This window comes from Martinezella paranaensis, from assembly GCF_014200235.1.
GTDB lineage: Bacteria > Pseudomonadota > Alphaproteobacteria > Rhizobiales > Rhizobiaceae > Rhizobium > Rhizobium paranaense.
Genome location: NZ_JACHBI010000013.1, coordinates 145,427 through 157,666, shown reverse-complemented (window position 1 = coordinate 157,666; position 12,240 = coordinate 145,427). Strand labels below are relative to the sequence as shown.

At 57.1% G+C, this 12,240-nt stretch carries 9 protein-coding genes and 2 pseudogenes; 8 read left to right on the top strand and 3 right to left on the bottom strand.

Going from position 1 to position 12,240, the window contains the following annotated elements; translation table 11 throughout:
• The 7 genes and pseudogenes from GGD50_RS25890 to GGD50_RS32895 all read left to right on the top strand — a co-directional run.
• A partial coding sequence (locus GGD50_RS25890) for an IS3 family transposase (protein WP_210318959.1) occupies positions 1-972 on the top strand: 972 nt, incomplete at its 5' end.
• A 259-nt stretch (positions 973-1,231) separates the two neighbouring features.
• Positions 1,232-1,789 (top strand): helix-turn-helix domain-containing protein, encoded by a 558-nt coding sequence (locus GGD50_RS25885; protein WP_343070016.1) that lies wholly within the window; start codon positions 1,232-1,234, stop codon positions 1,787-1,789.
• Positions 1,790-2,326: 537 nt separating this feature from the next.
• Complete coding sequence (locus tag GGD50_RS25880) at positions 2,327-2,728, top strand: hypothetical protein (protein WP_183940060.1); 402 nt, start codon at positions 2,327-2,329, stop codon at positions 2,726-2,728.
• A 2-nt stretch (positions 2,729-2,730) separates the two neighbouring features.
• A complete protein-coding gene (locus GGD50_RS25875) occupies positions 2,731-3,066 on the top strand; it encodes a c-type cytochrome (protein WP_183940058.1) in 336 nt (111 codons plus the stop codon).
• Between the two features lie 730 nt (positions 3,067-3,796).
• Positions 3,797-4,192, top strand: coding sequence for a cytochrome c (locus tag GGD50_RS25870; protein WP_183940056.1), 396 nt, complete (start codon positions 3,797-3,799; stop codon positions 4,190-4,192).
• A 1,232-nt stretch (positions 4,193-5,424) separates the two neighbouring features.
• Positions 5,425-8,640, top strand: coding sequence for a PAS domain S-box protein (locus GGD50_RS25865; RefSeq protein WP_183940054.1), 3,216 nt, complete (start codon positions 5,425-5,427; stop codon positions 8,638-8,640).
• 253 nt (positions 8,641-8,893) lie between these two features.
• A pseudogene (locus GGD50_RS32895) lies at positions 8,894-9,103 on the top strand (helix-turn-helix domain-containing protein); the annotation flags it as partial.
• A 192-nt stretch (positions 9,104-9,295) separates the two neighbouring features.
• On the opposite strand, the pseudogene GGD50_RS25860 reads toward GGD50_RS32895, so the two are convergent.
• Positions 9,296-9,565: pseudogene (locus tag GGD50_RS25860) on the bottom strand (GlcG/HbpS family heme-binding protein); the annotation flags it as partial.
• A gap of 115 nt (positions 9,566-9,680) precedes the next feature.
• Positions 9,681-10,379, bottom strand: coding sequence for a type 1 glutamine amidotransferase domain-containing protein (locus tag GGD50_RS25855; protein WP_183940052.1), 699 nt, complete (start codon positions 10,377-10,379; stop codon positions 9,681-9,683).
• 162 nt (positions 10,380-10,541) lie between these two features.
• Here GGD50_RS25855 and GGD50_RS25850 point away from each other — a divergent pair, with 162 nt between their 5' ends.
• Positions 10,542-11,453, top strand: coding sequence for a LysR family transcriptional regulator (locus tag GGD50_RS25850; protein WP_183940050.1), 912 nt, complete (start codon positions 10,542-10,544; stop codon positions 11,451-11,453).
• Between the two features lie 288 nt (positions 11,454-11,741).
• Here the strand turns inward: GGD50_RS25850 and GGD50_RS25845 are convergent, their stop codons facing one another.
• Positions 11,742-12,224 (bottom strand): NUDIX hydrolase, encoded by a 483-nt coding sequence (locus GGD50_RS25845; RefSeq protein ID WP_183940048.1) that lies wholly within the window; start codon positions 12,222-12,224, stop codon positions 11,742-11,744.
• Positions 12,225-12,240 lie beyond the last annotated feature (16 nt).

The following is a 12,240-nucleotide window of genomic DNA, read 5'->3' as shown; positions in this document are numbered from 1 at the left end:
AACACGGTCTTCAGGGTCATTGAAAAAATGACGACCGGCCCGTCGCAAGGCGAATTCAACATCGAAAGAATGTGCTGGCTCGCTGGCGTCAGCCGGGCAAGTTACTATCGTCATTGGCTCGATTCATCTCCACGCTGCGCCGAAACCGGATTGCGCGATCTCATTCAGAAGCTGGCTCTCGCCAACCCTCATTACGGCTATCGCCGAATTGCAGCTCTGCTGCGACGAGAGGGATGGCAAGTCAATCATAAGTGCGTCTTGCGGATCATGCGGGAAGATAATCTGCTGTGCCTGCGCGCAAGGCCGTTCGTACCTGTGACGACGGACTCCAAACATGGGTGGCGGGTGGTGCCGAACCTTGCCAAGGGAATGATCCTCAACGGGGTCGATCAGCTTTGGGTTGCGGATATCACGTACCTGCATCTGGCCGAGGAGTTTGCGTTCCTTGCCGTCGTCCTGGATGCGTTCAGCCGCAAGGTTATCGGCTGGGCTCTGGATACGCACCTCAGAGCAAGTCTGGCAATCGAAGCATTGGAGATGGCCATCGCGGACCGCCAGCCAGAACCTGGTGGCATCGTTCACCATTCCGACCGTGGGGTTCAATATGCATGCGGGGCTTATTCCGAGCTTCTGAACCTCCATGGCATTCAGCCCAGCATGAGCAGGGTTGGAAATCCATACGACAACGCGAAAGCGGAAAGCTTCATGAAAACCCTGAAGCAGGAGGAGGTGCAAGGTCTCACCTATAAGGACGTAGATGACGCTCGCAAGCGCATCGGCACGTTCATCGATACCGTTTACAACACGCAGCGCCTGCATTCGGCGCTCGATTATCTCACGCCGGAGGAATACGAGCAGAAGCTGCGAAAAGTCGTCAGCCCGAAAAACATCGATGATCGCCCGCAAAGCCGCTCGCTCGCTACAGCGCGATTGAGGGCGCGCGAGCGAGCGGCTTTGCTACCGTCGAGCTAGACCACCACCGAAAACAGGCTTCGGCACCACTTAACCGCACTTTCCAGCGACCGCAGATGGACGACAGATGGAAAAAGCGACATAACTAAACGCGCGAGCTGTCCGTGAATTTCCCTGTCTCACACGGAGGGTGCACTCCACGATTTCGAGAATTAGCCGGGCGCGATTCCGATTTGATACCGGACAGTTTTTCAACGTAAGCGGTGCCCCTGGGTCAGCAACCTTGGCATGCATTTCCTTTTGAACTTGAGGAGATAGCATGTCGAAGAGACGAAGGCTGACCATGAGACAACTACGACGTTTGCTTCGACTGCGATCAGACGGCGTGAGCGTTCGCGATATTGCCGATCTGCTCGGGATTGCCCGCAGCACGGTGCAGGACGGGATCGGGCGAGCTGCGACGGCAGGGCTGTCATGGCCTTTGCCTGCCGATCTGACTGACGACGTCCTGGAAGGCAAACTTTTCGCCCGGCAAGGCACCAAACAAGGGGTGCGGCGACTACCAGAGCCGGATTGGAGCGTCATTGCGGTCGAGCTGAAGAAGCCCGGCGTGACGCTGACGATACTGTGGGAGGAATACCGGGCGATTCATCCGGATGGCTACGGGTTCAGCCGGTTCTGCGACCTGTTCCGCGGCTTTGAGCGACGTCTGACGCCAACGATGCGGCAGATCCATATCGCCGGCGACAAGGTGTTCGTCGACTATTCCGGCAAGAAGCTGCCGATCGTCGATCGCAAGACCGGCGAGATCCGCGAGGCGGAGATCTTTGTCGGCGTGCTCGGCGCATCGAGTTATGCGTTTGCAGAAGCAACCTGATGCGGCCGCGGCGATTGAGGTGAGCAGAGCCGAACAGTTCGTCGGTCGCCACTGATAAGAGCTTCTCGCCTTCGAAAAATTTTTCTTTAGATGAACTTCGAACGGCGACGGGGCGCCCTGAAGTGCAGCCAGGGATGCCAGCACGGCATCGAGGGTCGGTTGCACTCGGCTTTCGAGACGCCCGAACGACGAAAGACCGCGCCACATCGACCGTCGCTGCAAAGATTGCTCATCTCCCTGCCCCTTCTCGAGCGGCCTGTCCCACGAAGATAAATCCTCCATTTCGGCGATAGACGCATTGCGTTAAGTCAAAATAAGCGACGCCCGATGATGCAGGAAAGACGTGTGTATCGGCCCCTCCCTGCTCCTTCGAAAATCGGACCAGGTCCAACATTCATTGATCGGCATCAAGGATACTGATCCAAACTCCTTGTAGCATCCCGGGTGCATTCAACTGTTCTTCGACGTCCAACAAGGCGCCGATCGAACTGCGAGGCGCATCAATGCGGCTGAGCACCAAGACATGGAGATACGTCTATGCAAGGAACAGAAACGCACCGGTCTTCGGCACCGATATGGCCCGATCCATCATGGAGATTTACTTTATTCGATGGTTGGAGCACGTTATTCTCGCTCGGGAGCCTTCAGGCCCAAGCGCTCGAGGCGACCCTTCGCTACCAAGTCGAGGGTCTCAAGTTCTTAAAGGGTCGCTTTGAGCAGGATCTCCGGCTTCTCAATGACATCCAGTCGCCCGATCACTCGACTGACATTTTCGATTTGTGGAGTGTCTTCTGGCAAAACGCTTTGCTCGACTACTCGAGGGAAGGAGCCAGAATGGCGGAAGTTGGTTCGAGCATAGCGACCAAAATGGCAAAACGTATTCATCAAGATGAGAAGATTCTCGCTGAAAATATAGCCACACAATCGATCGGTGGCTGAAGATGACACGCTCCAGGACCCAGACACGCAGCCTGCAAGGCGCAGTTGTCGTCGCCCTCGTTTTGATGTTGTTTGAAGAGGGCGCCGCAGCGGATCTCGCTCGCGGACGTAACATTGCCCTACGCTGGTGTAGCCAGTGCCATATCGTTGCTTCCGGACAGAGTACCGGCTCCGATTCTGTCCCGACATTTGTTGAAATAGGGGAATCCGAGCATTTCAACCAGGCCCGGCTGTCGCGCTTTTTGGCAAGTCCCCCGCACTCACGAATGCCCGATCTCTCGCTGACGCGCACGGAGATTGCCGATCTGGTGGCCTATATCAAGGCACAACACCGTTAGAACGGCTCCATCGCGGTTGCCCTGCATAGGAACTAAACACATCCGAGCGGCCCCGCCTATTTCGGCAGTGGGCATCAAGAAGCTGCACTCTTGATTGGAGACCGGTCCATGACGACACGTCTGCGGTATATCATCTCCAAAGTTCGCCTACCTTACGCCGGCCGCATTTGCTCCCGCTTGCTAATTCGCACCGAACTGCCAAGGCGCGTTAGCTATAGCCGCTCGATCCGCCTAAGCCTTGCTCTGATGATGGCCCCAGCCTGCCTTCCGGCGCAATCCTTTGCACAATCGCCGGCTGGACCGGCTATGCCGGATGTCGAATTCGGTGCCCGAAAAATATTCTTCATGCTTTTCTTGATGCTTGGTCCGATCAAGATCCTAATGCCCTTTGTGGCTCTCACCAGCAACTGCGACACCCGCTTTCGACGTCGCATGGCCAATCCAAGCGGCTTGCCTTGGCGTGCGGGGGGCCAGCGCCCTCGCCGGAATGTTCAAATCCGGGCGCATTGTCTTAGCTAATTTTAGCGGAGAGACGACGGCAGCTAATTATATTCAGGTGCCCGTCAGCAGGATTCGGCAAGTGTTTTAACGACGAACGGTAAGCAAGCGCGGCCGCACTTCTAACAACTGACTAAACGGTTTGCCATGAAGACGGCACGGAGCTCCTAGGAAGCTACGTTTCAGAACCGCCACTCCATGTCGTAATCATTCAGAGGATTAGATAACGCTCATGAAAAAGCTACAAAGACTATCAAAGCGTTCATGTTGCTATGTCGCGACCGCACTTGTGCTCACAATTGTGGTCGGGCCGGCCTTTGCCGCTTCGCTGAAAAGCATAATGGGCGATATGGGTGACAACACGACCGCTGCCAAGGCCGTTCTAGCAAATTTCGATAGTGCTTCGGCCAAGCAGGTTCTGCAACATTATGCATCGGAAGCTCGGGCGGCGAGCGACATGTTTACCGGCCAAGGAAGCGCTAAGGAAAAAGATCTGAGCGCTCGTTTCAAGAAATTAGCCGCGATGGCCGATGCTGCAAGCCAGGCACCGCAGAACAAAGCCACGTTCCGCAGCGCATTCGCCGACGTCGCAAGCGAGTGCAAGTCATGCCATTCCATCTACAAGTAACGGCTTATAGGGCGGCAGGCGAAACACTTCGCCGCAGATGCGTTTTTGCCCAAAGCTCCTGCTACGGCTTTCGCCCGCAGCCCGACCGTTAAGCGGCCGGCCTCAATCCCGGAGATGCAGAATATAGGCCGATACGTCCTCAACTTCCTTGTGCGACAAGACTATCCTGGGCATGGTGGGATGTTCATGGGCCGTCAGCCAGACATTGAGCGCCATTGCGGTCATCCCTGGAGTCACAGCGATCGTTTTGAAACTGGGCGCTGTTGCGACAGGAGATTGAACTTGCCCTGGTAGAACGGCATGGCAAGACGCGCAAATTTCAAGTGCGAGTTTGCGCCCGTGCTGATTGTCTTGCGCTTGGGCCACGGCAACCGTCGCAAAGGCGCAGATAATGACTGCGATAGTCCGTGTTCGCATGGAAACTGTCCTATCCAACATTGCCCCAGAATTCACCGAGGGTTGGCCATGCCATAATCCTGGTGAGACAACTCAAAATGCAAAGGCGATCTGGTAATGTAATGCGGTGTTGGGCCAGCCAGAGTTATGGCAGTCTCTCGCCTCTCGACGCGCTGGTCAATACCAACATTGGGAGCAGGAACAACGACCTTCAGCCTAACCGAATCCATAAGCTGTCGGAGAACCTAATGGACGACCTTGAAAGTTCCACTAGTCGTCTCGGACCGGCGTCGTGGTACAATGCTTGAAATGCGGAATGGGAGGTGCTCGGTAATCGATATCGCAAGCGAGCGCTTTTCGAGTCGAGCCGGTGCGAGCGCCTGGCCGCTACAGCCAAGATTCGGGCGCCCGCCGCACTTTAGCACATTCTACTCAGCATTTCCGCTTTAGCCTCCACTACTCCTCGTTCCGCCAATGCGCCTTTGGCAAAGCCGCATTTACAACCTGACGGATCAGTTTTCACTCCGGCTTCTTTACGCTCCATCGAGTTGTAGGCATCCACCGTCTCTGCAGTCGGTATCTGCCTTTCGCGTCGGCGTCGTTCATTTGGCGTGTCAGCTCAATATGATTGTTTCCCGATAGTTGCTAATCAGATGTCCGATTGTTTGAGGTCCGCCGACTGCGTCCGATCGAAAATCTTCACACCCTGAGGTCGCAGAAATGTGAGCGCCGGCTGGAACCAATTGCGACTGAAAAGAGTTTGTCGAGGTTGCACAACCAGGGAGGGCTCTACCGAGCGGGGTCGATTGACGGCCGCTCGGTGGAACAGTCGAGTTATGAACGCACCGCTTTCACAAAACTCATCCAGGAAATCTCATGACTTTTTCCAATATTTGCTGGAGGGCATTGCCGAGCCGGTGATCGTAAAGGACGATCGCTCGCGGTTTGTTTTCGTCAACAGCTCGGGATGCGCACTTCTGGGTCGGGACTGCGATGAGCTTCTGGGACACACCGATTATGACTTTTTGCCCAAGGAGGAGGCCGACAGAATAGTATCCCTGGACAGGGTCGTGCTTTCAACCGGCAAGGAACACCATCTCGAGGAGCAGGTCACGACGGCAAATGGCGCCCAACGGACGCTGCTGACCAAAAAACGCTGCGTGCACATACCCACCGGTGGGACTGAGGAGAAATTTCTGGTCGCCGTCATCGTGGACATCACGAAGCTGCGTCGGGCCGAAGATACTCTTCGAACCAGCGAAGATCACTATCGTTCCCTCGTCGACCTTCATTCGCAAGTTCCCTGGATTGCAGACGCGGCGGGAAACGTTTTGGAGGTTGGCCCCCGCTGGACCGAGTTTACGGGATTGAGCGTAGAGAAGACAGTCGGAAGTGGTTGGGGAAAAGCCGTCCATCCGCAGGATGCTGACGCACTGGTAGAGCATTGGCACCACTCTCTTTTGAGCGGCGACCCGCTGGACTATGAATACAGGCTATTGTCTCGGACGGGCTCTTATCGGTGGTTTCGAGTTCGCGCGGCCGCCAAACGCAATGGCGTTGGCAAAATCGTCCGCTGGTACGGTGTCCTCGAGGATGTCGACGATAGGCGACGCGCCATCGAGGCTTTGCGCGAAAGCGAGATACAGTTCCGGACGATCGCTGATAATGCGCCGGTGATGATTTGGATGGCGGATCCATCGGGCGACACAAGTTTCTTCAATCGCCTTTGGCTAGAGACCACCGGCCAAACGGAGTCCGAGGCGCTTGGCTTTGGTTGGGTGGATGTCATCCACCCCGAAGATCTGGAGAAAGTGCAGAAGGCTTTTTTCAGTGCAAAGGCGGGCAGGGCATCGGTACGCTGCGAATACCGTTTGCGACGGGCTGATGGGAGCTGGGCATGGGTGATTGATGTCGGCCATCCCCGCTTTTCTGCCGATGGAACGTTCCTCGGATACGTCGGATCAGTTCTCGACATTACGGAGCGCCGAGCCGCGGAGATCGCCCGAGAACAATCGGAAGCCTTCATCCGGAGCATATTCGACAGCAGCGCCGATTGCGTGCGCGTGCTCGACCTCGACGGGCACCCTCTACTTATGAACATAGCTGGTCGGAAGATATTCGGTCTTGCTGAAGGGGCACCGCTGACAAAAACCACATGGGATGTCATCGGCAAAGCCTCGGACGCAAAAAAGGTGAAGGCCGGTTGGGCCAAGGTCAGGTCGGGCGAAACGGCCCGTTTCGAGATCACCATTCGGGATGGCGATGACAGGGAAAGGTGCATGGACGTGATCGCAGCGCCGGTTATGGGGCGCGAAGGGGAGCCGGTTCGAATGCTTTCGATCTGGCGCGACGTCACCGAAGCGAAGCGCGCCAAAGAGGAAATAAGCCACGCGCAAAAACGGGCAGAAGCTGCGGCCGAGCAGCTCTCCTCGGTTCTCGAGAGCACCATGGAGAGCGTCATGCTCCTCGACCCCGAGTGGCGTATCCGGTATTTAAATGAAAATGCCAAAAGACTTTTGCGAATTGGGGACGAGTCGCTTGGAAAGGTCTTTTGGACGGTATTCCCGAAAGAAAGGAAAGGAACTTTTGCGAAGCATTGCCAGGAGGTAATGAGTCGGCGCACGCGCTCCTTCTTCGAGGACTACTTAACGTCGCTCGATCGATGGATCGAGGCAAGTGCTTCTCCTACTCAAGACGGTATATCCATTTTCTGCCGAGACACAACGGAGCGCCGTCGGGCGGAGGAGGAGAAGCTCCTCGCCCAGAAACAGATGGCTCACATGGCAAAGCACGACATGCTGACCGGGCTTGCAAACCGGGTGTTCTTCCGCGAGAGCTTCGATCACGTCTTGAATGAACGACGTGCAAATCAAAGTGTGGCAGTACTGTGCGTGGATCTCGATGGCTTCAAGGCTATCAATGACACGCTTGGACATCCGGCCGGCGATTCGTTACTGCGGCAGGTATCCGCCCGGTTGGTTCAGAGCGTGAGGGCTACAGACATCGTTGCGCGACTGGGGGGTGACGAATTCGCTATCATACTCCCTGCCGCAACGGATGAAGATGGGGCTTGCCATCTCGCTCAACGAATAATCGACGTGCTATACGAGCCCTTTACCATAGAAGGGGTCAGCGCGACTGTCGGAGCGAGCGTCGGAATTGCTTTTGCACCGGACGACGGGGAGACCGCGAATGAATTAATGAAAGCGGCGGATATCGCTCTTTATAGCGCGAAGTCGAGCGGCCGGGGCACTTACAGACGCTTTAATGTGGCGATGCATGCTCAACTGCAAGCGCACCAGCAGATCAAGATTGCGCTCCGAGGTGCGCTGGAGAGGAACGAATTCGAGCTGCATTACCAGCCGCTAGTTAGCTTGCGATCGCGCCGTGTAACAGGCTGCGAAGCGCTTTTGCGGTGGCGCAGTCCCGAAAGAGGCATGATTTCCCCGTCAGAGTTCATTCCCATTGCCGAGGAAACCGGGCTGATCGTGCCGATGGGCGAGTGGATTCTCGCTCAAGCCTGCCGCCAGGCTGCTCGATGGCCCGAGCATGTCAGCATAGCCGTCAACCTATCGCCCGTCCAATTCAAGCATCGGAACCTTGTTAAGACGGTGGCCGATGCCCTATCTGCTTCCGGCCTCGCTCCGGCACGTTTGCAAGTGGAGATAACGGAATCGGTCCTGTTGGACGAGAGCGAACACAATCTCCACGTGCTCCAGGAGCTGCGCGGCCTTGGAGTGAAAATCGCCATGGACGATTTCGGAACAGGCTATTCGTCGCTCGGCTATCTCAGAAGCTTTCCCTTCGACAAGATCAAGGTGGATCAAGCCTTTGTCCGCGACCTGCCGCATGGAAAGGAATCGCTCGCAATCGTCAGAGCCGTCGCCGGCCTTGGTGAGAGTTTGGGCATAACGACAACAATCGAGGGCATCGAGACGGAGGATCAGCTTGCGATCGTCAATGCGGAAGGATTCCATGAGGTTCAGGGCTATATCTTTTCGCGGCCGCTGCCGGCATCCGAGGTCTCCAAACTCATAAACGGCCAACTCTGATCCGGCTAGACCAGGCGGCTAGAAGCCGAGCAGTGGTAAATACCCCCGGGCTTTGCTTGGCAAAGCCGGGGGGTCTCCCGCTGACGCTAGGCAGGCCTTGCATCAAGGCAACTCGTCATTGGCGCCGCCGCTGGCGGCGGCAGGTCGCTGGACCAGCTGATTGCCCGACTAGAATGTCTAAGCAGATTCCGCTGGGTTGACCAACGGATGGTATTTGTGATTCGGTGTTTGGGTTGATTTGTCGTGATGGCAGATGGTGGGCAAGTCTCTGGTGGCGGCGGATGAGAAGCAGCGCGCGGCGTTGGAAAGGCTGGCCCGTTCGCGCGAGCGCGGTGAAGCGGATCGGGCTCGGGCGATCTTGTTGACGCTTTCGGGCTGGACCAGCCCGCGCATTGCGGAAGCCTTTGGTGTGCGCGAAGATACGGTTCAGCTGTGGCGCAGCGATTTCATGGGCGGCGGCGTCGAGGCGTTGAAGTCGACCATCGCGCCCGGCTCGGCGCCGGTGAAGACCGAGGCGGCGCTGCGCGTTGTTGCGCCGCTGCTCGAAGCGCCGGTCGCCGACCGGCCCAACTGGACGATTGCCCGTCTGGGGGCCTTCAGCGACAGTTCCGCCACTCCCGGCAATGGCACCGATGGTTCGTCCTTCAAACCGGATGGGAATGCCACCGCCGAAGACCACGATCCTTCCACCATACGAATGCTGAATGCCGTAGAGTTCGGCGCCAGGTTGGGCCAGTGCACCGAGCGCCTCGGTCCGGTTGTTGAAAATGTGAGCGGCAAAGGCCTTGTCGATGGCGAGCTCGGCTGACCCTACCATGGCCCCTTCCTGGCGAACAAAGGAGAGCAGGTGCCCAGACGCTTCGACGATGGCGATTGAGCAGGCAACTTCCAGGGCGCCGGCGGCCGCGATGCACCTTTCGATCATCTGTCGCGCACCCGACAGCAGCATCGCTGGAATCGTGGTGGACATAAAAACTCCGGTTTCTGAAGGCGATCTGCCGACGCACTGGCCGTCGGCAGATCACGATATTTCAGCGCGTTCAGGCGGCCCTAGTATTCATCTGGTCCAGAGCTGCGATCAGTGCTTCTGCTGCCTTGCTCGATGAGGCCGGGTTCTGACCGGTGATGAGCTGGCCATCGACCACTGTGTGCACGCTCCAGTCCTTGACCTTGGAAAAGACCGCGCCGAGACCCACCAGCTCGTCTTCGACAAGGAACGGCACGACCTTTGTGAGACCCACAGCCTCTTCCTCGGAATTGGTGAAGCCGGTGACGGAGCGTCCCTGAACGAAGGGGGTACCGTCGGGATTGGTCACGTGACGCAGGACGCCCGGCGCGTGGCAAACGAGGGCGATCGGCTTGCCGGCCCCGACAAAGGATTCGATCAGCCCGATCGAATGCGGATCTTCAGCCAGATCCCACAACGGGCCGTGGCCGCCGGGATAGAAGACCGTATCGAAGTCCCTCTGATCGACGCTCTCCAGGCGCACAGTCTCCGCAAGTTGCGCCTTGGCTGCCTCATCGGCGCTGAAGCGCCGCGTCAGGTCGGTCTGGAACATCGGCTCGTCGCTCTTTGGGTCGAGCGGCGGCTGACCGCCTTTCGGTGAGGCGAGGGTGATTTCGGCACCGGCATCCTTGAAGACATAGTAGGGCGCTGCCAGCTCTTCGAGCCAGAAGCCGGTCTTCCTGCCGGTGTCGCCGAGCATGTCGTGAGAAGTGAGAACCATAAGGACTTTCATTGTCGGATCCTTCCGTCAGATGGCGCGATCAAGCCTCGCAGCCGGTTGAATTGGAGTTCGGTCAGCCGCAATGGCCTTTCGATGTGGTGACAATGGCAGATGCCTACATATTTCGGAAATTTACTTCATTGATTTTAGATATTCATATGAGATTATATCTTAATGAGATACGATCTGAACCTGCTCCCGGTTTTCTTGGCTCTGATGGAGGAGCGGAGCGTGACTCGAGCTGCCGCGCGACTGGGCATTACCCAGCCTGCGCTGTCCAATTCCCTCAATCGCCTGCGCGAGACCTTACGCGATCCGCTGTTCATCCGGGAACGGTACGGTATCAAGCCAACGCAACTGGCCGAGGAGATCGCTCCGACAATCGAAGCGGCGCTGGCACAACTAGACGATCTCGTTTTTAACCAGCAGGAGTTTCGGCCAGCGGAGGCCGAACGCCTGTTCACGATTGCCCCCAACAGCTATGCGGAACTCGTTTTGATGCCGGCGCTTGCAGCGAGAATGCTCGAGCTAGCGCCCGGCATCAAGCTCCGCATGACGCCATTTGGCAACGATCTCGCCGAAACCGGCATCGTTTCCGGTACCACCGCCATGGTACTTGGCCGGATCGTAGATCCGCCTGATAACCTCGTCGTCCAACACCTTATGGACGATGGGCTTGCCTGCGTGGTGCGCAGAAATCATCCCGAGATTGGAGACCATATATCCCGGGAACAGTTTGAGAGCCTCAAGCACGTGAACGTACTGCCACCGGGCCGGCTGCGCGCGGGCCTCTTCCAGGCATTGGGGCAGCAAAACCTCAAGCGAGAGGTCGCCGTGTCCGTGACGCACTTCCTTGCCGTGCCCGAGATGCTCGTCGTAACAGATTACTGCGCGACGCTACCGCGCCTGATTTGTAGGAGCCTCGAGCGGGATCCGCGCCTCAAGGTACTACCGCCGCCCGTCGATCTCGGTACTTTCCCGGTGCAGATGGCCTGGCACCTTCGCTATCGCCACGACCCAGCCCACAGGTGGTTACGTTCGATGATCGGCGAATTGGCAAGAGAAATGACCGCAAAAGAGACTTAAAATCGATTGCTCGTAATCGCGTCCGTCTAGGAGGGCACTGTGCCGTCTGTGGAGACCCGTTCCAACCGTTGTTATGTGGTGAAGCCGGCCAAAATCCTATCGTTTGAAAGTTGTCATGGTCACCCAGGATAATGGAACCGATGGCATAGGGGCCGAATTCCGTGGCTGATGAATCAGCGACGAAAGCACGCCTTCTGATCTTCATTTTACTGACGTATGAGCTGATGACACGGTTCCGTAAGACGTAACTGACGCCCATGCAAAGTGGTAATGATCCAGATCGCAGGCTCAAGGGCAGACCGGAGAGATCACCTTGTCGAAGACTTCCCGGAGCCCGCTATAGGCCAATTCCCGTCCGGCGGTTGTTATCGGCACCCACTTCACCTCACGGGAATTCTTCTCGGGATAGTCGATAGCCGTATCGTGGACGGACAGAAGATGTACGGCGACTGCATATCTTAAGAGACGCCCTTCCTTGTCCTTGTGGTAGGAGAACGATCCAATCCTCTGTTTCGTCACTTCGCCAATGACGCCCGCTTCCTCGAAAGCCTCTCTTTGGGCCGCCTCAAATGACGTCTCGCCCGGTTCGATATGTCCTTTCGGGATACCCCAGCCACCGTGGCTGCGGCTGGAGATCAGGAGAACTTCGGTCTCTCCGAACTCACCACGCGGTCGCAAACAGATGGCGCCAGCCTGCGCGATCTGCCGTGCGGGCGTTGCCAACTCCAAGTGATCATTCCGCGTCCAGCTACGGACGAGTTCGATTGTCATCGTCGCTTCCACCGTG

Coding starts and splice junctions, on each gene's coding strand:
- GGD50_RS25885 (WP_343070016.1), top strand. CDS start 1,232: ATGTCGAAGAGACGAAGGCTGACCATGAGACAACTACGACGTTTGCTT.
- GGD50_RS25880 (WP_183940060.1), top strand. CDS start 2,327: ATGCAAGGAACAGAAACGCACCGGTCTTCGGCACCGATATGGCCCGAT.
- GGD50_RS25875 (WP_183940058.1), top strand. CDS start 2,731: ATGACACGCTCCAGGACCCAGACACGCAGCCTGCAAGGCGCAGTTGTC.
- GGD50_RS25870 (WP_183940056.1), top strand. CDS start 3,797: ATGAAAAAGCTACAAAGACTATCAAAGCGTTCATGTTGCTATGTCGCG.
- GGD50_RS25865 (WP_183940054.1), top strand. CDS start 5,425: ATGAACGCACCGCTTTCACAAAACTCATCCAGGAAATCTCATGACTTT.
- GGD50_RS25855 (WP_183940052.1), bottom strand. CDS start 10,379: ATGAAAGTCCTTATGGTTCTCACTTCTCACGACATGCTCGGCGACACC.
- GGD50_RS25850 (WP_183940050.1), top strand. CDS start 10,542: ATGAGATACGATCTGAACCTGCTCCCGGTTTTCTTGGCTCTGATGGAG.
- GGD50_RS25845 (WP_183940048.1), bottom strand. CDS start 12,224: ATGACAATCGAACTCGTCCGTAGCTGGACGCGGAATGATCACTTGGAG.